This is a genomic window from Cellulomonas sp. Leaf395 (assembly GCF_001424125.1).
Lineage (GTDB): Bacteria > Actinomycetota > Actinomycetes > Actinomycetales > Cellulomonadaceae > Cellulomonas.
In genome coordinates, this window is the sequence record NZ_LMQI01000005.1 from 959,475 (window position 1) to 979,268 (window position 19,794).

Here is a 19,794-nt window from a genome sequence, read left to right on the forward strand (position 1 = left end):
GCACTCACTCCGGCAAGGCCAATTCGTTCACTGTGAGCGAACATGGCGAGGGCCGGACCCTCGTCGTCGGATCCGGCCCCACGCGTCGATCAGGTGCGCGGCGCGTCCTCCGGGGGCGGTTCGGGCGTCCGCTGCGGCACCGCTCCCCCGCCGGGCCGCTGGCCCAGCTCCACCGAGGGGTTGAACGGCAGCCCGCTGAGCGTTCCCGAGGCTGTCGCGTCCGCGGTCGCGGCCGCGGACTCCCGGCGCGCCTCCGCCAGCGCCTCTGCCGGGTCCGTCAGCGTGGTGGGAGGCAGGTCGTCGCCCAGCGGCGACGTGCCCGCGGCCCGGCCCGAGTCCGGCGCGGCACCGTCGTCGGAGACCGGCCCGCCGAACCCCTTGGCGAACACACCCAGCGCGCTGGTCAGCTCCGACGGCAGGAACCACATCTTGTTCGACGGGCTCGCCGCGATCTTCGGCAGGGTCTGCAGGTACTGGTAGGCCAACAGCTTCGGGTCGGCGTCACCGCGGTGCACCGCGTCGAAGACCTGCAGGATCGCCCGCGCCTCGCCCTCGGCCGTGAGGATCGCCGCCTGGGCGCCACCCTCGGCCCGCAGGATCGCCGCCTGCTTCTCCCCCTCGGCCGTGAGGATCTGCGACTGCTTGAAGCCCTCGGCCGTGAGGATCGCCGCTCGACGATCACGCTCGGCACGCATCTGCTGCTCCATCGAGCCCTTGATGCTCTCCGGCGGGTCGATCGACTTCAGCTCGACACGGTTGACGCGCACGCCCCACCGGCCGGTGGCCTCGTCGAGCACGCCTCGCAGCTGGCCGTTGATCTGGTCACGGCTCGTCAGCGTCTGCTCGAGGTCCATCGACCCGACGACGTTGCGGAGCGTGGTCACCGTCAGCTGCTCGATGCCCTGGATGTAGTTGGCGATCTCGTAGACCGCCGACTTCGGCTCGGTCACCTGGAAGTAGATGACCGTGTCGATGCTCACCACGAGGTTGTCGGACGTGATCACCGGCTGCGGGGGGAACGAGACCACCTGCTCGCGCAGGTCGACGCCGGCACGCACCCGGTCGACGAACGGGATGAGCAGGTGCAGTCCGGCATCGAGCGTGCGGGAGTAGCGGCCGAGCCGTTCGACGATGATCGCGACGGCCTGCGGGACGATCTTGACCGCCCGCACGAGCGCGATGATGACGAACAGCAGCACCAGGCCCAGCACGATGAAGAGGGCGATCTGCCCACCGTTCACGTCGTCCACGGATCCTCCAGGGGTCACGCACGGGCAAGGTGCCCGCGCGACATGCAGAACTGAGCTCTCAGAGCCCCGGAACCGGCGCGATCACCGCGGTGGCGCCGTCGATTCGCGTGACCAGCACCTCCGTGCCGGGCGGGATCGTCTGGGGAGCGTCCACCCGCGCGCTCCACACCTCGCCTGCCAGCTTGACCCGCCCGCCCTCACCCGTGACGGTCGAGACGACCACCGCCTCACGGCCGACCAGGGCCGCGGCGTTGGTCTCCACCAGCGGCATCCGTGCCCGCAGGTGGCGCAGGAGCCACGGGCGCAACGTGAAGAGCAGCAGCACCGAGGTCAGCGCTGCGACGATGAACTGCACCGGGACCGAGGCCCCGAACAGGTAGGCGATCGCGCCGGCGATGGCTCCGCCGGCGAACATCGCGAGCACGAGGTCGAGCGACAGCATCTCCAGGATGCCCAGAGCGAGCGCCGCGCCGATCCACCACAGCCAGCCCATGGGTCCACTCCCTCGGTCGAGCAGGTTCCGACAGCGGACCCTGCGGTCAACCGATCCTAGACGGTCTCTTTGCGAATCTGTGGGGAAACGCTCAGCCCTGGGCGGAAGCCGCCCGGGCGGACCACCGACCGTCGGTGTGGTCGACCACCAGAGGGAGGTCGAACGCCCCCGACAGGGTCTCGGCGGTGAGCACCTCGTCGATCGGGCCGGCGGCGAAGGCCTTACCCTGGCGCAGCAGCAGGATGTGCGTGAAGCCGGGCGGGATCTCCTCGACGTGGTGCGTAACCAGCACCAGGACAGGTGACTTCTGGTCGCCGGCCAGCTCCGAGAGCGCCGCGACCAGCTCCTCGCGTCCGCCGAGGTCCAGGCCGGCGGCGGGCTCGTCGAGCAGCAGGAGCTCCGGGTCGGTCATGAGCGAGCGGGCGATCTGGACGCGCTTGCGCTCGCCCTCGCTGAGGGTGCCGAAGTAGCGGTCGCTCAGTTGGGCGACGCCGAACGCGGCGAGCAGGTCGGTGGCCCGTGACTCGTCGAGCGTCTCGTACGCCTCCCGCCAGCGCCCCGTGACCCCGTAGGCCGCCGTCAGCACGACGTCGCGCACCGTCTCCCCCGCCGGGATCCGGTCCGCCAGCGACGCGCTCGACAGGCCGATGCGCGGACGCAGCTCGAAGACGTCGACCCGCCCCAGGCGCGAGCCCAGCAGGTCGGCGGTGCCGGTCGAGGGGTGCATCCGGCCGGACGCGACCTGCAGCAGGGTGGTCTTGCCGGCGCCGTTGCGGCCCAGGATCACCCACCGCTCGCCGTCACGGACCGTCCACGTCACCTCGTCCAGGATCGTCGTCGTTCCCCGGCGGATCGTCACGGCCTGCAGGTCGAGCACGTCGGTCATGGGCATGACCCTAACCGTCGATCCGGAGGGGGGCGGGCTGGTCGCCGGTGCGGTGGGTCACGTCCTACCGTGGTCCGGTGGACCTCACCCTCGAGCTGCCGCGCTCCGTCCTGCTCGCCCTGTGGCTGGCAGACGACAGCACCGATCGGTCGGTGCTGGTCCGCGCCGTGCAGTCCGACGACGAGCCGCACTCCGTGCAGCGGCGGCCGGCCGCGGACGAGCCGCCCCGCGACGACGTGACGGACGAGCCGCTGAGCACGCTGCTCGACGCCTGCGACGCGTCTCCCCGGGATGTCGCGACGGTCCTGCCGGTACCGGGCGACCCGGGGGCGACACCCGCATCGGTCAGCTCGGCCGCAACCGACGCGGGCGAGGCGGTGCTGGTGCGGACGCCGCAGGCGTGCCTCGTCGCGGTGCCTGTGGTGCAGCGGTTCGGGTCGGCGCTGGAGCCGGGGCACCTGGTCACCTGGGAGCTCTCCGACGTGCCCGACTGGCGGCACGCCGTGCACGCGCAGACCGGGTCGCTGCAGGACGCGGAGCGTGAGCTGCGGCAGGGGCTGCTCCAGGCGACGGAAGCCCTCGTCCGGCTCGACATCGCCCGGTGGCGCCCCGACGCGGCCGAGGCCGTCGCCGCACTGCGCGACGTCGAGCTGCCCGCGTGGCGGCTGCCCGACGGCCTTGACGGGCGACGCGCGCGGGTGCTGGCGAGCGCGGCCCGCCTGCGGGCGATCGTCGCGCTGGCCACGCAGGACGACGGCGCCGCGGTCAACCTGTGGCAGGCCGACCAGCGCTCGACCGCACTGCGCGAGGTCGACCGGATGGCCCGCCGCGCGATGGCCGCAGCGGCGTCCCGGCTCACGGCCTGACGCTCACCTCAACGCGGCCCGATACACCTCGATCGTGCGGTCGGCGATCGCCTCCCATGTGAAGTGGTCCTCGACCCGCCGACGGGATGCCAGGCCCCACTGGGCGGTCCGGGCTGTGTTCCCGACGACGTCCGACAGCGCGTCCGCCAGGTCGTGCACGAAACGCTCGGGGGCCACCGGGGTGCCGGTGCCGTCCTGCAGCTGGTCGATCGGGACGAGCCGACCGGTGACGCCGTCGTCGATGACCTCCGGGATGCCGCCGGTGGCGGTCCCTACGACCGGCAGCCCGACGGCCATGGCCTCGAGGTTGACGATGCCCAGCGGCTCGTAGATCGACGGGCACGCGAACACCGTCCCGTGCATGAGGACCGCGATGAGCTCGTCGCGCGGCAGCATCTGCTCGATCCAGACCACGCCGGAACGCTTGGTGCGCAGCTGCTCGACGAGCCCCGTGACCTCGGCCATGATCTGCGGCGTGTCGGGCGCCCCGGCGCACAGGACCACCTGGACGTCGGGTGGCAGCAGCTCGACCGCGCGCAGGAAGTAGGGCAGCCCCTTCTGCCGGGTGATGCGGCCGACGAAGACGACGCTCGGCCGCGACGGGTCGATGCCGAGCCGGCGCACGGTGGCGTCCGCGGCGGTCACGGCCTCGTCGTCGGTCGGGCGCTGCCACTGGTCGAGGTCGATGCCGTTGTGCACCACCTTGACCAGCGCCGGGTCGACCTTCGGGTACGCCCGCAGGATGTCCTCGCGCATCCCGCCGCTCACCGCGATGACCGCCGCCGCACCCTCATACGCCGTCTTCTCCGCCCAGCTCGACAGCGCGTAGCCACCGCCCAGCTGCTCCGCCTTCCAGGGACGCAGGGGCTCCAGGCTGTGGGCGCTGACCACGTGCGGCAGCCCGTGCAGCAGACCCGCCAGGTGGCCGCCCAGGTTCGCGTACCAGGTGTGCGAGTGCACCAGGTCCGACGCGACGCCGTCGGCCCCGACCGCGCCGACCGCGTCGGCCATCTGGAGGTCGATCCCGAACGTCTGCAGCGCGGCGTTCGCTCCGGCCAGCTCGGTGGGCACCGAGTACCCGACGACCCCGGCGGCGTCGCGCGGACCGTCGAAGCAGTGCACCCGCACGTCGATCGTGCGTTCCAGCACGCGGGTCAGGCCCGCGACATGGACGCCGGCTCCGCCGTAGACGTTCGGCGGGTACTCCCTGGTCAGCAGGTCGACACGCACGTCAATCATCCCCTCGCCGACCGGCACGGACGACCGGTTCTCCCGCCGACACGCTAGCGCCTGTGCGCGCGCACGCCTCGCTGTGACCGCGTCGGGGGCCTAGGGTCGTGCCCATGGCAGCGCCGCGCGTCCTCGCTATCGTCCTCGCAGGTGGGGAGGGCAAACGTCTGATGCCCCTCACCGCCGACCGTGCCAAGCCGGCGGTCCCCTTCGGTGGGCTGTACCGGCTGATCGACTTCGCTCTGTCGAACGTCATCAACTCGCGGTACCTGCACGTCATCGTGCTGACCCAGTACAAGTCGCACAGCCTCGACCGGCACGTGTCCAAGACGTGGCGCATGTCGCCGCTGCTGGGCAACTACGTGGCCGCCGTCCCCGCGCAGCAGCGCGTCGGCAAGCACTGGTACCTGGGCAGCGCCGACGCGATCTACCAGTGCCTGAACATCATCGAGGACGAGCGTCCCGACATCGTGGTGGTGGTCGGCGCGGACCACGTCTACCGCATGGACTTCTCCCAGATGGTCGACGCCCACATCACCTCCGGTGCCGAGTTCACGGTCGCCGCGATCCGGCAGCCGATCGAGGAGGCCGACCAGTTCGGCGTCATCGAGACCGACCCCGCGGATCCCACGCGCATCAAGGCGTTCCTCGAGAAGCCGACCGACCCGGTGGGCCTGGCCGACTCCCCCGGCGAGATCCTCGCGTCGATGGGCAACTACGTCGCCGACGCGGACGCGCTCGTCGCCGCGGTGACCGCCGACGCGGAGAACGTGAGCTCGCGCCATGACATGGGCGGCGACATCGCCCCGTACTTCGTGGAGCGCGGCACCGCAGGCGTCTACGACTTCCTGCGCAACGACGTCCCCGGCTCCACCCCGCGCGACCGCGACTACTGGCGCGACGTCGGGACGATCGACGCGTTCTACGAGGCCAACATCGACCTGATCTCCATCGAGCCGGTGTTCAACCTCTACAACGACGAGTGGCCGCTCTACAGCGGGTACACCAGCCTGGCTCCCGCCAAGTTCATCCACGCCGGCGCGGGCAGGCTCGGTCACGCCGTGGACTCGGTCGTCTCGCCGGGGGTGCTGGTCTCCGGCGCGACGGTGTCCGGGTCCGTCCTCTCGCCGGGCGTCCGGCTGCACTCGTGGGCGCAGGTCACGGACTCGGTGCTCTTCGACGACGTCCACATCGGCCGGTACGCCCAGATCCACCGGGCGATCATCGACAAGAACGTCGTCGTCCCGGAACGCGTCAGGGTCGGCCTCGACCACGACCACGACCGCGCCCGTGGCTTCACCGTCACGGAGTCCGGCATCACCGTCATCCCGAAGGGGACCGTCATCCCGGAGTGAGCGGCCGTGACGCGCGACCCGCGTGCGGCACTACCCTCACCTCCCGTGAGCACCTACGAGCCCCACCTCGTCGTCATGGACGTCGACTCGACGTTCATCACCGGTGAGGTCGTCGAGCTGCTCGCGGCGCACGCCGGATCCGAGGTGCTGGTCACCGAGATCACCGAGCGGGCGATGCGCGGCGAGATCGACTTCGCGGCCTCCCTGCACGAGCGCGTCGCGACGCTCGCCGGTCTGCCCGAGTCCGTCCTGGCCGACGTGCTCGGCCAGGTCGAGCCGTCGCCGGGTGCGCGGGAGCTCGTCACGGAGCTCCAGTCACGCGGCTGGCCGGTCGGCCTCGTCTCGGGCGGCTTCATCGAGATCGTGCGCCCCCTCGCGACGTCGTTCGGCATCACTCTGACCCGCGCGAACGCGCTCGAGGTCGTCGACGGCCACCTCACGGGCAAGGTGGACGGCCCGGTGATCGACCGGGCCGCCAAGGCCGCGGTGCTGCGCGAGTACGCCGAGTCGGTCGGCATCCCGATGGAGCGGACGATCGCCATCGGGGACGGCGCCAACGACATCGACATGGTCGTGGCGGCCGGGTTCGGGATCGCCTTCAACGCCAAGCCGCTGCTGTGCCAGGCCGCCGACGCCGTCGTGCGGGACCGGCTGGACGCCGTCCTCGACCTGCCGGTCTTCGTGCCGTGACCGCGTTCGTGCCCGGCCTCGAGCTGGCGCGGACGCTCTACGACGAGGTCCGCCCGGTCCTGGCCGAGCGGGGGCTCGCGCACACCGCGGCGCTCGTCGGCCCCGGCTCGGACGTGCTGGGTCTCGACGACGCGACGTCGACCGACCACGACTGGGGTCCCCGGCTCCAGCTGCTCCTGTCCCCCGACGACCACCTCGCGCAGGCCGCCGACCTGCACGAGGAGCTCCGGCACCGGCTCCCCCCGGAGGTCCACGGCTGGACCACCCGGGTCGCCCTGCCGGCATCGGACGGCACCCGTGGGCTCGGCGACGCCACCGTTACCGGCCCGGTGGACCACCGTGTCGAGATCCTCACGCTCGACGCGCTCCTGCACCGGCTGCTCGGCCCGATCGACGCGCGCGGTCCGATGACGGCGGCCGACTGGCTGGTCCTCCCGCAGCAGCAACTGCTGTCGCTCACCGCCGGCGCCGTCTTCCACGACGACCTCGGCCTCGAGGCGGTGCGCGAACGGCTGCGCTACTACCCGCACGACGTCTGGGTGTACCAGCAGGCCGCGGCGTGGACCGCGATCGGGCAGGACGAGCACCTGGCCCCGCGGGCGGGGATGGCCGGTGACGACCTCGGGTCCCGTCTCATCACCGCCCGCGTGTGCCGCACCAGCGTCCAGCTCGCGTTCCTCCAGGAGCGCCGGTACGCGCCCTACGACAAGTGGCTGGGGACGGCGCTCGCCCGGCTCGACTCGACCGCGCCGCTGCGGTCCGCGTTGGCGGCCACGCTCGCTGCGCCGCAGTGGCGGGAGCGGCAGGAGCGGCTCGGGGACGTCCTCGTGGCGCTTGTCCGGCGGCACAACGGGCTCGGCCTGACCGCTCCGCTGCCCGAGGCACCGGTCGCGTTCCACGGCCGCCCGTTCGAGGTCATCGACGGTGCGGTGATCGCCCGTCGGCTCGCGGAGATCCTCACCGACCCCGACCTCGCACGACGACCGCTGGTCGGCGGGATCGACCTGCTCACCGCGATCACCGACCTCGCAGTCGACCTCGACCGGACCGCCGAGCTGCGCCGGCTCTACTGACTCAGCCCAGGACCGCGAGCCGACGGAGCGCGGCCGTCCCGGAGGCGAGCGTGTCCCAGCCGGCGACCTCGAGCAGCGACCAGCTGGCGGTCGGGACGCCGACCCGGACGCGCTCGAGCGTCGCCGGGTCGGAGTCCGGCCCGGCCAGCAGGACCGCCGCCTGCGACATCGTCGGCTCGTGACCGACGACGAGTACCGTCCGCACGTCGGCGGGCACGGCCCGGACAAGCTCGACCAGCGCGCTCGAACCCGCGTAGTACAGGTCGTCGAGGTACCGGACGTCGGGGTCGGCACCGAGCGACGACCGGACGAGGTCCCACGTCTGCCGGGTCCGCACGCTGCTCGAGCAGAGCACGAGATCGGGGACGAGGTCGTCGGCAGCCACGGCCGCGCCCACCCTGGAGGACTGCTTGCGGCCGACGAGCGACAGCGGCCGCTGGATGTCCGGGATCAGGTCGGGGTGCTCGGCCTTGGCATGGCGCAGGAGGAGGAGTCGCCGGGGACTGGTCTCGGACGTCACCGGCTCAGCGTCCCACTCCCCGCGCGCGTCGCCCAGGGTCACAGACCCATCGCGTGGTAGCCGCCGTCGACGTGCACGATCTCGCCCGTGGTCGCCGGGAACCAGTCGGACAGCAACGCCGCGACCGCACGAGCCGTCGGCTCCGGGTCGAGCGCGTCCCAGCCGAGCGGCGCGCGCTCGGGCCAGCCGCCCTCCATGGCCTCGAAGCCCGGGATCGACTTGGCTGCCGTGGTGCGGATCGGGCCGGCGGAGACCAGGTTCACGCGGATGCCCTGGGGGCCGAGGTCGCGGGCCAGGTAGCGCGAGGTCGACTCGAAGGCAGCCTTGGCGACGCCCATCCAGTCATACACCGGCCACGCGTAGCGGGCGTCGAACGTGAGGCCGACGATCGCACCCCCGGAGCTGAGCAGCGGCTGGGTAGCGACCGCGAGCGACTTCAGCGAGTACGCGCTGACCTGCAGCGCGGTCGCGACGTCGTCCCACTCGCCGGCCAGGAAGTTGCCGCCCATCACGGACTGCGGTGCGAAGCCGATCGAGTGCACGACACCGTCGAGCGAGTCGAAGCCCGCCTCGCGCACCCGGTCCGCGAGCGCCGCGAGGTCGTCGGCGTCGGTGACGTCGAGCTGCAGGACCGCCGCCTCCTTCGGGAGCCGCCGTGCGATGGCCTGCGTCAGCCGGAACTGGCGGCCGAACGAGGTGAGGAGCACCTCGGCACCCTCCTGCTGCGCCAGCCGCGCCACGTGGAAGGCGATCGAGCCGTCCGTGAGGACACCGGTGACCAGGAGCTTCTTGCCGTCGAGCAGACCCATGTGCGTTCCGTTCTCGTTCGTCGTGCAGGAGATTCGTCGTGCAAGAAGAGAGTGTCAGTGACCCATGCCGAGGCCGCCGTCGACGGGGATGACCGCGCCGGAGATGTAGCCCGCCGCGTCCGACGCGACGAACTCGACGACGCCGGCCACCTCGTCGGGCAGGGCGAACCGGCCGAGCGGGATGGACTCGCGGTACGCCTTCTGCTTGTCCTCGGGCAGCGCGCGCGTCATGTCGGTGTCGATGAAGCCGGGTGCGACGACGTTCGCCGTGATCGCGCGACCGCCCAGCTCACGGGTGATCGAGCGGGCCATGCCGACGAGCGCCGACTTGGACGCCGCGTAGTTGACCTGGCCGGCCGACCCGTACAGGCCGACCACCGAGGAGATGAAGATGATGCGGCCGCGGCGCAGGCGGATCATGCCCTTGCTGGCGCGGCGGGCGCAGCGGAAGGCGCCGGTGAGGTTGACGTCGAGGACCTCGGAGAACTCCTCGTCGGTCATCCGCATGAGCAACTGGTCGCGCGTGACACCCGCGTTGGCGACGAGCACCTCGACCGGGCCGTGCTCGGCCTCGATCTGCGCGAACGCCGCGTCGACGCTGGCCGTGTCGCGCACGTCGCCGACGACGCCGAGGACGCCGGCGGGCAGGTCGCCGGAGCGGTAGATGGTCGCGACCTTGTCGCCGTTGGCGACGAAGCGCTCCGCGATCGCCCTGCCGATGCCGCGGTTGGCGCCGGTCACGAGGACGCTTCGTGCGGTCGGCGGGGTCGCTGTGTTGTCGGAAGTCTCAGGCACGGGACACGACGTTATCCGACGTCCCCCGTGCGTCGCGGCAGGGTCCGCGCCCATGTTCGTCGCGTCGCGTTGTGGGACCTGGACAAGTCCGGCCCTCAGCGCTCCCACAGCCGAGCCGGACTAGAATCACGTGGTGAGCAGCATCCGTCGGCGCCCGGACCTCCCCTCGGAGGGGGTCCCCAGCATCACCCAGGCACCCGAGCCGCTCACCGACGACATGGCCCGTCGGCAGAAGCGCTACCTCGTGCAGATGGGCATCCGCATCATCTGCTTCGCCGCTGCCGTGCTGACCTGGGGCACGATCCCGATGTGGGCCTCGTTGCTGCTGATCGTCGCCGCCGTCGTGCTGCCCTACTCCGCGGTGCTGATCGCCAACGCCGGTCGCGAGCGCCGCGACTCGGACGGGACGTTCATGACGCCGCGCGAGATCGGTCCGGGCAGCGGCACCCCCCGTGGGCTCGGCTCTCCGGACCAGCCGGACGGTCATCAGTGAGCCTGTTCGCGCCCGTCCCTGATGCCGTCGACGAGCTGGTCTGCAGCAGTCGCGGCTGCCGGGCCGAGGCGACGTGGGGCCTGCTCTGGAACAACCCGAGGCTGCACACCCCGGACCGGCGCAAGGTCTGGCTGGCCTGCGACGAGCACCGTGAGCACCTGAGCCAGTTCCTCGACGTGCGCGGGTTCCTGCAGAGCGTCGTCCCCGCGGCGGATCTCGAGTCCGCGCCCCGGTCATGAGCCCCGCGGCCCGTCGCGCCACGGTGCTGGTCCTCGTCGGGATCGTCCTGGCGGTGGTCTGCACGTTCCTGGGTCGCTGGCAGTGGGACCGGCACGTGTGGCGCGACGGCGCGATCGCCGTGGTCGAGGGCAACTGGTCCGCCGACCCGGTGCCGCTCGACACGGTCCTGCCGTCCCCGGACGCACCGCTCACGGATGCCGACGTGTGGCAGCGCGTGAGCGTCGTCGGGCACTACGCGACGGAGGGCACCGTCCTGCTGCGCAACCGGCCCGTCGACGGCACCCCGGCCTACCACGTGCTGGTGCCGTTCGTCGTCGAGGACGCGTCCGCGGGGACCGCCACCGACCCGACACAGGCAGGCTCGGTGCTCGTGGTCGACCGGGGGTGGGTCCCGCCGGGACTGGACGGCAGCGTCGACGTCACCCCGCCCGCCGCGCCCGAGGGCACGATCACGCTCACGGCGCGGCTGCGGCACGACGAGCCGGCCTCGAACCGCGACGCACCAGCGGGGCAGGTCCAGGCGATCTCCGCCGAGCAGGTGCTGGCGGCCGGCGGGGTCGAGGGCGAGACGTACGAGGCCTACGTCGCGATGACGCAGGAGGAGCCGTCCGTGGACCCTGTCCCCGGCGTGCTCGCCGCGCCGAGCACGGACCCCGGGTCGCACCTGTCGTACGCGTTCCAGTGGTGGACGTTCGCGCTCGGCGGCCTCGTCGCGTTCTGCCTGGGCGCGCGCCGCGAGCTGCAGGACGGGCGGGAGGAACTCGACGCGGAGGCGCCCGCACCGGCGCCCCCCACGGTGAGCGCCGACGGAGTCGAGCTCTGGCCCACCCGCGACACCCCGCGACCCCGTCGCGCACCGACGGCACCCGATGTCCCCCGACGTCGCGGCGGTCGCGACGAGGACGCCGAGGACGCCCTCATCGACGCCCAGCTGGGCGAGCGGGACGAACGCTAGGCCAGCGCGATCAGGTCGAGGTACGCCGGGCTCCACAGGTCCTCGTCACCGTCGGGCAGCAGCAGCACCCGCTCCGGGTCGAGCGCCGCGACGGCGCCCTCGTCGTGCGACACGAGGACCACGGCACCGGCGTAGCCGCGCAGGGCCGCGAGGATCTCCTCGCGCGACGCCGGGTCGAGGTTGTTCGTCGGCTCGTCGAGGAGCAGGACGTTGGCGCTGGAGACCACCAGGGCCGCGAGCGCCAGACGGGTCTTCTCGCCACCGGACAGCACGCGGGCGGGCTTGTCGGCGTCGTCCCCCGAGAACAGGAACGAGCCGAGGACGGAGCGCACCTGGGTCTCGGTGAGGTCCGGGGCGTTGGACTTGAGGTTCTCGACGACGGTCCGCTCGAGGTCGAGCGTCTCGTGCTCCTGCGCGTAGTAGCCGAGCTTGAGACCGTGCCCGGGCCGGACCTCGCCCGTGTCGGACTTCTCGATGCCGCCCAGGATCCGCAGCAGCGTGGTCTTGCCGGCACCGTTGAGGCCGAGCACCACGACCTTGCTCCCCCGGTCGATCGCCAGGTCGACGTCCGTGAAGACCTCCTGGGACCCGTACGTCTTGGACAGGCCGGCGGCCGTCAGCGGGGTCTTGCCGCACGCGGCGGGCTCGGGGAACCGCAGGCGCGCGACCTTGTCCGACGCCCGCACCTCTTCCAGACCGGACAGCAGTCGCTCGGCGCGGCGCGCCATGTTCTGCGCGGCGACGGTCTTGGTGGCCTTCGCGCGCATCTTGTCCGCCTGCGCCATGAGGGCGGAGGCCTTCTTCTCGGCGTTGGCCCGCTCGCGGCGGCGACGCTTCTCGTCGGTCTCGCGCTGCTGCAGGTATGCGTCCCAGCCCAGCGCGTACTGGTCGAGCTGCGACCGGTTGGCGTCCAGGTGGAACACCTTGTTGACCGTGGCGCGCAGCAGGTCGGCGTCGTGGGAGATCACGACGAACCCGCCGGAGTACGCGCGCAGGTAGTCACGCAGCCACATGATCGAGTCGGCGTCGAGGTGGTTGGTCGGCTCGTCGAGGAGCAGCGTCTCCACGCCGGAGAACAGGATGCGCGCGAGCTCGACGCGGCGGCGCTGGCCGCCGGACAGCGTCCCGATGGTCTGACCGAGCACGCGCTCGTCGAGGCCGAGGTTCGAGGCGATGCGGTGCGCCTCGCTCTCGGCCGCGTACCCGCCGGCCGCGTTGAACCGCGCGTCGAGCCGCGTGTAGCGCTCCATGGCCTTGTCGCGGAGGTCGTCGTCGGTGCTCGCCATCGCCGACTCGGTCGCCCGCATCGCGCGGACGATCTCGTCGAGACCGCGGGCGGACAGCACCCGGTCCATCGCGAGCGCGTCGAGGTCCCCGGTGCGCGGGTCCTGCGGGAGATAGCCGACGTCGCCGGAGCGGATGATCTGGCCACCGGTGGGCTGGGTCTCCCCCGCCAGGGTCTTGGTGAGGGTGGTCTTGCCGGCGCCGTTGCGACCGACCAGACCGATCCGGTCGCCGGCCGCGATGCGGAACGACGACTCCTCGAGCAGCACTCGTGCGCCGATGCGCAGCTCGACAGCCTGGGCAGTGATCACTTGACGGTTTCCTCCGAGTTCGCCGCGCTGGCGTTGGCCAGGGGCACAAACGCCAGCAAGTCTACGACCGGCTAGCGTGGCGACCGGTCGCACGGGGCCGGTAGCAGGGCTGACCGCACCCCCGAACCACGCGGGAACGACCGCACTCGCCACGACGATCAAGGGGTAGCCATGACCAGTGGGCCTGAGAACGAGACCGCCGCCGCACTTCCCGCCCCGATCGTCCGGGCTTCGGTGTCCACCGACGTCGCCCTGATCGCCACGTTCGCCGCCTTCATCGCGGTGTGCGCGATCCTGCCCGGCATCCCGACGCCGTCCGGCGTCCCCATCACGCTCCAGACGTTCGCCGTGATCCTGGCGGGGCTCGTGCTCGGCGCTCGCCGCGGCGGCCTGGCGACACTGCTCTACGTCGTGCTCGGGCTGGCCGGACTGCCCATCTTCTCGGGCGGTGTCGGGGGTGTCGCCGTCCTGGCCGGACCCTCGGTCGGCTACCTGCTGGCGTTCCCCTTCGCAGCGGCCCTCGCCGGGGTGTTCGCCGGTGTCGCGCTGCGCGGCGCCGACCGCCTGATGGCGTCCTCGTTCGCCGACGGCCTCGCCGGCAGGGTCGGCGACGGCGTCGGCCGCGCACCGTCGGCGTGGCGGTACCCGCTCCTGGTCGTGGCCGGGCTGGCCGCGAGCTTCCTGACGATCCACCCCGCCGGCATCGTCGGCCTCATGGCGCGCCTCGGCCTGTCGTTCCGCGAGGCCCTCGCCATCGACGTCGTGTACTGGCCGGGCGACGTGCTGAAGAACCTCGCCGCCGCGGCGGTGGCGGTCGCGATCTTCAAGGCGTTTCCCGACATGCTGCGCACGCGACGCTGACCCCGATGCCGACCACATGATCGCGCTCGACGACGTCCTCGTCACGGCCTACAGCCCCGACCCGGCCGGTGGGCCGGACCGCGTCGTCCGGCTCCTCGGACCCGTGTCGCTCGAGCTCGTCGAGCACCGCGTCGCCATCGTCGGCGCCAACGGGTCCGGCAAGTCGACGCTCGCCCGGCTGCTCAACGGCCTCGTCCTGCCGTCGTCCGGCACCGTCCGCGTGGACGGCCTCGACACAGCCCGGGACGGGGCCGCGGTGCGCCGGAGGGTCGGGTTCATGTTCACCGACCCCGACGCCCAGCTGGTCATGCCGACACCCGTCGAGGACGTCGCCCTGTCCCTGCGTCGCCTGTCGATGACGCCGACGGAGCGGGATGTCGCGGCCCGCGCCGCCCTGGCCCGGTTCGGTCTGGCGGACCGCGCCGAGGTTCCCGTGCACGCCCTGTCGGGAGGCCAGCGGCAGCTGCTCGCGCTGGCGTCCGTGCTCGCCACCGAGCCCGCCGTCCTCGTGGCCGACGAGCCGACGACGCTCCTCGACCTGCGGTGGCGGGGGATCGTCGACGCGTTGCTGGCGGATCTCCCCCAGCAGGTCGTCGTCGTCACGCACGACCTCGATGCCGCGCTGCAGGCCGACCGCGTGCTCGTCGTCGACGACGGCTCGGTCGTGTTCGACGGCCCGCCACCCGAGGCTGTCGCCCACTACCGCGCGCTGATGCAGGTCGGCGCGTGAGCGGGCCGATCCGGCCGCCGTGGGCGGGCCCGCTCGGCCTGTACCACCCCGGCACGAGCGTCATCCACCGCGCTCCCGCGGGGCTCAAGCTGGCGCTCCTGGCGGTGTTCGCGATCGCGGTCGTCGCTGTCCGCGGACCGGTGTCCGCCCTGGCCTTCCTGGGCGTCGCGCTGCTGGCGCAGCTGGTCGCTCGTGTCCCGTGGCACCGGACGACCCGTGGCCTGGTCCCCGCGCTGCTCACCGCCGCACTGATCGGCGCCTACCAGTGGTGGGCGCGGGGCTGGGAGACCGCGGTGGAGGTCGCCGTCGACCTCGTCGCCCTCGTCCTGCTCGGAGCGGTCGTCACGGCGACCACGCGCGCGGACACACTTCTCGACGTCCTCGCCCGAGTTGCGCGCCCGCTGCGGCACGTCGGGCTCTCCCCCGAGACGGTCGCGCTGGCCGTCGGCCTGTTCCTGCGCACCATCCCGGTCCTGGCGCGGATGTCGCTGGAGACCCGGGACGCCGCCCGTGCCCGCGGGCTCGACCGCGAGCCGCGCGCGATCGTCGTGCCGGCAGCCGTGCGGATGGTCGCGCACGCGCGCGCCACCGGCGACGCCCTCGCCGCGCGGGGGCTGGGCGAGGACTGATCACCCGCTCTCGACAGGCGAGAACCGCGTGACCTCGCTACGTTGCCTCGGTGACATTCCAGGAGGGTGGCAGCTTTGGAGGCGGTCGCGTCCGCAAGGGCGGCGGCGGCAAGGTCGCGGCCGGTGGCGGTGCCGTCGGGCTGCTCGTCCTCGCCGTCTACCTGTTCACCGGCGTGGACCTGTCGGGTGTCGCGGGCGGCGGGGGCGGCGAACCGCAGCCCTCGGGCACCGTGGGTGAGTGCAGCGCCGAGCAGGCCAACACCGACCGCGAGTGCCGCCTGAGCGCCACCATCGACTCCCTCGACACCTACTGGGCCGCCGCCATCCCCGCCGCGGGTGGCGAGTTCAGTCAGCCCGGGGTGTTCGCGTTCACCGACACGGTCGCCACCGCCTGCGGCAACGCGACCAAGGCCACCGGTCCGTTCTACTGCCCCCCCGACACGACCATCTACCTCGACGTCACGTTCTTCGACCAGCTCACCCAGCTCGGTGCCGAGGACGGGCCGCTGGCCGAGCAGTACGTCATCGCCCACGAGTACGGGCATCACATCCAGCACATCACCGGCGTGATGGACCAGGCGGACCGGCAGGGCACCGGCGCCGACTCCGACTCCGTCCGGGTGGAGCTCCAGGCCGACTGCTACGCCGGCCTGTGGGCGGGCAAGGCGGCCACGACGGTCGACCCGAACACCGGAGTCACCTACCTCGAGCCGATCACCCAGGCGCAGCTGCAGAACGCGCTCGGCGCAGCAGCGGCCGTCGGCGACGACAACATCCAGGAGCAGTCCGGCGGTGGTGTGAACCCCGACTCGTGGACCCACGGATCCAGCGAGCAGCGCGAGCGCTGGTTCACCACCGGATACGAGCAGGGCACTCTCGAGGCCTGCGACACGTTCGCCACCGACCAGCTCTGACCGGCCACTCGGCCGACTCAGGCCCGGCGCGAGCTCGACGCCGCGAGTGTCGAGTTGCGGTGGGCTGGACACGGTGAGGCAGTGACCCGCTGCGCGGACTTGCGGATGACGGGAGCCCCGGGCGGCTCGGATGCGAGATCCGAGCCGCCGCCTGTGTTGCTCAGGAGGGACGAGCCGACTAGCAGAACGTCTTGGCGGTGGCGTTCTTCATGGTGCCGCCACCGACGGCCTGAACGAGCTCCCCGACGTTGTTGAACCCGGCCACGCCGACGGTGTTGACGGTCTTGTGCACCTGGCCGAAGCAGGCGGCCTCGGCGGGTGCGGCGGAGGCGCTGGCTGCGGAGCCGAGCAGGGCGAGAGCTGCGATGGCCCCCGCGGCGAGAATGCGCTTCATCGGACATCCCTTCTGTTGGTGGGTGCTTGGATCACCCGTCCACAGTTCTTCCGCACGGGGGAGGCGTTTGGATGCAGACCGGCCAAGTCTCTTGGCCAGGCAGACGAGCAATGTCCGCACCGTCCCGAACGGTGAGCAACGCTTTCGCCACAGGTCAACATGCAGGTCAGCACCGACGAAGGTCCCCGTCAGCGTGCTGCCCAGGACCTTGGGGCTTGCTCGGATGCTGAAGCCGAGCGGCTGAATCTCGCTGACCTGCAGCGGAGCCGTCTCCGCGAGGTCCGCGACTACCGCGCGGGCAGCACGCTCGCTGACGCAGCGCACGGGTCATTCACCCCTGTGAGCAGCACGTTCGTGCTGCTACCGTCGGCCGCATGAGCACACCGCGCTCGGCCCTGGTACGGATTGCTCTCCTCGTCGCCCTGGGCGGTGCGGCCTTAGCCGCCTGTTCCAGTAGCGAAGACTCGTCCGGAGCCGCTCTCGAGTCCGGCGACGTCATCGGGACCTGGTCGCAGACGGACTCCGAGCCCTTGGTCGACCTCGAGCTCATCGAAGACGGCACAGTGAGCGGCAGCGACGGGTGCAACCAGTTGAACGGCACCTGGAAGATCGACGGCTCCGAGGTCGAGTTCGGTCCGTTCGCCGCGACCATGATGGCGTGCGAGAACGTCAACACCTGGCTGTCCGCAGCCACATCGGCCAACGTCGACGGCGACGAGATGACGGTGTTCAACGAGGACCGCAAGGAGATCGGCGTCCTGATCAAGGAGTGACGCCCGAACGATGAATGGCCCGCACTCAACGACGAGTGCGGGCCTTTCAGGGTCCGACGGAGCCTACAGCGACTCAGACGGCAACGATCAGGCCGGCGGGCCTTCGTTCTTGGTTTGCTCAGATGTTGAAGCCGAGGGCACGCATCTGCTCGCGACCGTCGGGCGTGATCTTCTCCGGGCCCCACGGCGGCATCCACACCCAGTTGATGCGGAAGCCGTCGACGATCCCGTCGAGGGCCGATGCCGACTGGTCCTCGATGACGTCGGTCAGCGGGCAGGCCGCGGACGTCAGCGTCATGTCGATGATCGCCGTGTTGGTCTGGTCGATGACGACGCCGTAGATGAGGCCGAGGTCGACGACGTTGATGCCGAGCTCCGGGTCGATGACGTCGCGGAGGGCTTCCTCGACGTCGGCGACCGTGGTCGGTGTGGGGGTGTCCGTGCTCATGAGCTCTCCCGTGCGCCGGTCTTGATGAGTGCGTCGGTCAGCGCCGCCCAGCCGAGCAGGGCGCACTTGATCCGCGCGGGGTACTTGGCGACGCCCGTGAAGGCGGTCGCGTCGCCGAGGGTCTCCTCGGCGTCGTCGTCGAGGCCCGCACCGCGCGTCTGCATGAGCGCGCGGAACGTGCCGCCGATCTCGTCGACCGTGGCGAGGTCGTTGCCGACCACCAGGTCGTGCAGGACCGAGACGGAGGCCTGCGAGATGCTGCAGCCCTGCCCGTCCCACCGCACGTCGCGCACGATCCCCTGAGCGTCGAGGTCGACCTGCAAGGTCACCTCGTCGCCGCACGTCGGGTTCACCTGGTGCGACTCACCCGTGTGCAGGTGCAGGTCACCGGCCGCGCCCAGTCCCTTGCCATGCGGGAACTTCGCGTGGTCGAGGATGACCTGCTGGTACAGCTGCTCCATCGAACCCGTGCTCATGACACCTCCAGACCGAAGAACGCCCGGACCCCCGTCAGTGCTTCCCGGAAGACCTCGATCTCCTCGTCCGTCGTGTAGACGGCCGCGCTCGCGCGCGAGGTCGACGCGACGCCGAACCGCCGGTGCAGGGGCTGCGCGCAGTGGTGACCCACCCGCACGGCCACGCCGGCGTCGTCGAGCACCTGGCCGACGTCGTGCGCGTGCACGCCGTCGACGACGAACGAGACGGTCGCCAGGCGGTCGCGCGTGTCGGTCGGGCCGATGACCCGCACCCCGGGAACCGACGCCACCGCGTCGAGCAGGAGCCCGGCGAGGTGCGCCTCGTGCGCGGCGACCGCGTCCATGCCCAGCTCGTGCAGGTACGAGGCGGCAGCACCCATTCCGATCGCCTGCGACACCATCTGCGTGCCGGCCTCGAACCGCTGCGGCGGCGGCGCGTACGTCGTCGCCTCCATGGTGACGACCTCGACCATCGACCCGCCGGTGGTCACCGGGGGCATGGCCTCGAGCAGCTCGCGCCGCCCGTACAGCGCGCCGACCCCGGTGGGCCCCAGCATCTTGTGCCCCGAGAACGCCGCGAAGTCGACGCCCAGGGCTGTCAGGTCCACCGGCAGGTGCGGGACCGACTGGCAGGCGTCCAGCACGGTCAGAGCACCCACTGCGCGGGCGCGCTCGACGAACGGTGCGACCGGCGTGATGGCCCCGGTGACGTTCGACGCGTGCGTGAACGCCAGCACCTTGGTGCGCTCGGTGACGACCGTGTCGAGCTCGTCGACCCGGATCCGCCCGTCGTCGTCGACCCCGAGCCACCTCAAGGAGGCCCCGGTGCGCAACGCGAGCTCCTGCCACGGCACGAGGTTCGCGTGGTGCTCGGCCTCGGTGACGACGATCTCGTCGCCGGGCCCGAGGGCGAGCGGCCGCGCGGCCGCTCCCCCGCGACCCAGCGACGCGTTCGACATCGCGTAGGCCACCAGGTTGATCCCGGCCGTCGCGTTCGACGTCCAGACCAGCGAGCCCGGCGACACCCCGACGAACGACGCGACCCGGTCGCGCGCGTCCTCGAACGCCTCGGTGGCCTCCTCGGCGAGCTGGTGCGCACCCCGGTGCACCGCGGCGTTCCGCTGCGCGTAAAAGTCCTGCTCGGCGTCGAGGACGACCTCGGGCTTCTGCGAGGTGGCCCCCGAGTCGAGGTACACCAGCGGCCGCCCGCCGCGCAGGGTCCGCGAGAGCAGCGGGAAGTCCGCGCGCACGGCCGCGAGCTCGGTCGCGTCGAGCGTCCGGGCTGCGTCGTGGAGGAGGCTGGTCATCAGGGGCTCCGA

The 19,794-nt window shown here is 71.9% G+C and carries 24 protein-coding genes; 12 read left to right on the top strand and 12 right to left on the bottom strand.

The features are described 5' to 3' along the window. Nucleotides 1–89: 89 nt before the first annotated feature. The 3 genes from ASG23_RS18995 to ASG23_RS19005 form a co-directional block, all read right to left on the bottom strand. The gene (locus tag ASG23_RS18995) at nt 90–1,250 is read right to left on the bottom strand and encodes an SPFH domain-containing protein (RefSeq protein WP_056028231.1); all 1,161 of its coding nucleotides are present in this window, start codon (nt 1,248–1,250) and stop codon (nt 90–92) included. A 58-nt stretch (nt 1,251–1,308) separates the two neighbouring features. Beyond that, nucleotides 1,309–1,743 (bottom strand): NfeD family protein, encoded by a 435-nt coding sequence (locus ASG23_RS19000; protein WP_056028234.1) that lies wholly within the window; start codon nt 1,741–1,743, stop codon nt 1,309–1,311. Nucleotides 1,744–1,834: 91 nt separating this feature from the next. Then, complete coding sequence (locus ASG23_RS19005; RefSeq protein ID WP_056028237.1) at nt 1,835–2,629, bottom strand: ABC transporter ATP-binding protein; 795 nt, start codon at nt 2,627–2,629, stop codon at nt 1,835–1,837. A 77-nt stretch (nt 2,630–2,706) separates the two neighbouring features. On the opposite strand from ASG23_RS19005, the gene ASG23_RS19010 reads away from it, so the two are divergent. Next, nucleotides 2,707–3,495, top strand: coding sequence for a hypothetical protein (locus tag ASG23_RS19010; protein ID WP_056028668.1), 789 nt, complete (start codon nt 2,707–2,709; stop codon nt 3,493–3,495). Between the two features lie 3 nt (nt 3,496–3,498). Here the strand turns inward: ASG23_RS19010 and glgA are convergent, their stop codons facing one another. Further along, nucleotides 3,499–4,725 (bottom strand): glycogen synthase, encoded by a 1,227-nt coding sequence (gene glgA / locus ASG23_RS19015; protein WP_056028671.1) that lies wholly within the window; start codon nt 4,723–4,725, stop codon nt 3,499–3,501. 113 nt (nt 4,726–4,838) lie between these two features. Between glgA and glgC the strand changes: the two genes are divergently transcribed. Genes glgC through ASG23_RS19030 form a run of 3 tightly spaced genes read left to right on the top strand, consistent with a single transcriptional unit; the run spans nt 4,839 to nt 7,843 of the window. Next, nucleotides 4,839–6,080: a glucose-1-phosphate adenylyltransferase gene (gene glgC / locus ASG23_RS19020; protein ID WP_056028239.1), complete on the top strand. Its 1,242-nt coding sequence runs from the start codon at nt 4,839–4,841 to the stop codon at nt 6,078–6,080. Between the two features lie 45 nt (nt 6,081–6,125). Continuing rightward, on the top strand, nt 6,126–6,770 hold the full coding sequence (gene serB, locus ASG23_RS19025) for a phosphoserine phosphatase SerB (RefSeq protein ID WP_268760900.1): 645 nt from the start codon (nt 6,126–6,128) through the stop codon (nt 6,768–6,770). Next, entirely contained in the window at nt 6,767–7,843 is a 1,077-nt protein-coding gene (locus ASG23_RS19030) for a DUF4037 domain-containing protein (protein WP_056028242.1), read from the top strand. Before serB ends, ASG23_RS19030 begins: the two co-directional genes overlap by 4 nt. Nucleotide 7,844: 1 nt before the next feature. On the opposite strand, the gene ASG23_RS19035 is transcribed toward ASG23_RS19030, so the two are convergent. From ASG23_RS19035 to ASG23_RS19045, 3 genes are read right to left on the bottom strand one after another with little or no spacing between them, the layout of a single operon-like run. Beyond that, on the bottom strand, nt 7,845–8,363 hold the full coding sequence (locus ASG23_RS19035; RefSeq protein ID WP_056028678.1) for a SixA phosphatase family protein: 519 nt from the start codon (nt 8,361–8,363) through the stop codon (nt 7,845–7,847). A gap of 38 nt (nt 8,364–8,401) precedes the next feature. Then, nucleotides 8,402–9,172 carry an enoyl-ACP reductase FabI gene (fabI, locus tag ASG23_RS19040; RefSeq protein WP_056028244.1) on the bottom strand — a complete coding sequence of 257 codons (771 nt, stop codon included), beginning with the start codon at nt 9,170–9,172 and terminating at the stop codon, nt 8,402–8,404. Nucleotides 9,173–9,226: 54 nt separating this feature from the next. Next, nucleotides 9,227–9,967: a beta-ketoacyl-ACP reductase gene (locus tag ASG23_RS19045; protein WP_056028246.1), complete on the bottom strand. Its 741-nt coding sequence runs from the start codon at nt 9,965–9,967 to the stop codon at nt 9,227–9,229. Between the two features lie 133 nt (nt 9,968–10,100). On the opposite strand from ASG23_RS19045, the gene ASG23_RS19050 reads away from it, so the two are divergent. Genes ASG23_RS19050 through ASG23_RS19060 form a run of 3 tightly spaced genes read left to right on the top strand, consistent with a single transcriptional unit; the run spans nt 10,101 to nt 11,655 of the window. Further along, nucleotides 10,101–10,460: a DUF3099 domain-containing protein gene (locus ASG23_RS19050; RefSeq protein WP_056028681.1), complete on the top strand. Its 360-nt coding sequence runs from the start codon at nt 10,101–10,103 to the stop codon at nt 10,458–10,460. Next, on the top strand, nt 10,457–10,699 hold the full coding sequence (locus ASG23_RS19055; protein WP_056028249.1) for a hypothetical protein: 243 nt from the start codon (nt 10,457–10,459) through the stop codon (nt 10,697–10,699). The genes ASG23_RS19050 and ASG23_RS19055 overlap by 4 nt, the downstream gene beginning before the upstream one ends. Then, nucleotides 10,696–11,655, top strand: coding sequence for an SURF1 family cytochrome oxidase biogenesis protein (locus ASG23_RS19060; RefSeq protein WP_056028251.1), 960 nt, complete (start codon nt 10,696–10,698; stop codon nt 11,653–11,655). Before ASG23_RS19055 ends, ASG23_RS19060 begins: the two co-directional genes overlap by 4 nt. On the opposite strand, the gene abc-f is transcribed toward ASG23_RS19060, so the two are convergent. Continuing rightward, on the bottom strand, nt 11,652–13,250 hold the full coding sequence (gene abc-f / locus ASG23_RS19065; RefSeq protein ID WP_056028253.1) for a ribosomal protection-like ABC-F family protein: 1,599 nt from the start codon (nt 13,248–13,250) through the stop codon (nt 11,652–11,654). The genes ASG23_RS19060 and abc-f overlap by 4 nt on opposite strands. A gap of 171 nt (nt 13,251–13,421) precedes the next feature. Here abc-f and ASG23_RS19070 point away from each other — a divergent pair, with 171 nt between their 5' ends. From ASG23_RS19070 to ypfJ, 4 genes are read left to right on the top strand one after another with little or no spacing between them, the layout of a single operon-like run. After that, nucleotides 13,422–14,111, top strand: coding sequence for a biotin transporter BioY (locus tag ASG23_RS19070; protein ID WP_056028262.1), 690 nt, complete (start codon nt 13,422–13,424; stop codon nt 14,109–14,111). Nucleotides 14,112–14,127: 16 nt separating this feature from the next. Further along, nucleotides 14,128–14,841 (top strand): energy-coupling factor ABC transporter ATP-binding protein, encoded by a 714-nt coding sequence (locus ASG23_RS19075; RefSeq protein WP_056028265.1) that lies wholly within the window; start codon nt 14,128–14,130, stop codon nt 14,839–14,841. Next, on the top strand, nt 14,838–15,470 hold the full coding sequence (locus ASG23_RS19080; RefSeq protein ID WP_056028268.1) for an energy-coupling factor transporter transmembrane component T family protein: 633 nt from the start codon (nt 14,838–14,840) through the stop codon (nt 15,468–15,470). The genes ASG23_RS19075 and ASG23_RS19080 overlap by 4 nt, the downstream gene beginning before the upstream one ends. Nucleotides 15,471–15,520: 50 nt before the next feature. Further along, nucleotides 15,521–16,384, top strand: a complete 864-nt coding sequence (ypfJ, locus tag ASG23_RS19085) for a KPN_02809 family neutral zinc metallopeptidase (protein WP_056028271.1) — start codon at nt 15,521–15,523, stop codon at nt 16,382–16,384. A 178-nt stretch (nt 16,385–16,562) separates the two neighbouring features. On the opposite strand, the gene ASG23_RS19090 is transcribed toward ypfJ, so the two are convergent. After that, nucleotides 16,563–16,778 (bottom strand): hypothetical protein, encoded by a 216-nt coding sequence (locus ASG23_RS19090; protein ID WP_056028274.1) that lies wholly within the window; start codon nt 16,776–16,778, stop codon nt 16,563–16,565. 374 nt (nt 16,779–17,152) lie between these two features. Between ASG23_RS19090 and ASG23_RS19710 the strand changes: the two genes are divergently transcribed. Then, a complete protein-coding gene (locus ASG23_RS19710; RefSeq protein WP_082516330.1) occupies nt 17,153–17,551 on the top strand; it encodes an META domain-containing protein in 399 nt (132 codons plus the stop codon). Between the two features lie 118 nt (nt 17,552–17,669). On the opposite strand, the gene ASG23_RS19100 is transcribed toward ASG23_RS19710, so the two are convergent. Genes ASG23_RS19100 through ASG23_RS19110 form a run of 3 tightly spaced genes read right to left on the bottom strand, consistent with a single transcriptional unit; the run spans nt 17,670 to nt 19,782 of the window. Then, nucleotides 17,670–17,999, bottom strand: coding sequence for a metal-sulfur cluster assembly factor (locus ASG23_RS19100; RefSeq protein ID WP_056028280.1), 330 nt, complete (start codon nt 17,997–17,999; stop codon nt 17,670–17,672). Further along, entirely contained in the window at nt 17,996–18,475 is a 480-nt protein-coding gene (sufU, locus tag ASG23_RS19105; protein WP_056028283.1) for a Fe-S cluster assembly sulfur transfer protein SufU, read from the bottom strand. Before sufU ends, ASG23_RS19100 begins: the two co-directional genes overlap by 4 nt. Then, entirely contained in the window at nt 18,472–19,782 is a 1,311-nt protein-coding gene (locus tag ASG23_RS19110) for a cysteine desulfurase (RefSeq protein ID WP_056028286.1), read from the bottom strand. Before ASG23_RS19110 ends, sufU begins: the two co-directional genes overlap by 4 nt. Between the last annotated feature and the right edge of the window lie 12 nt (nt 19,783–19,794).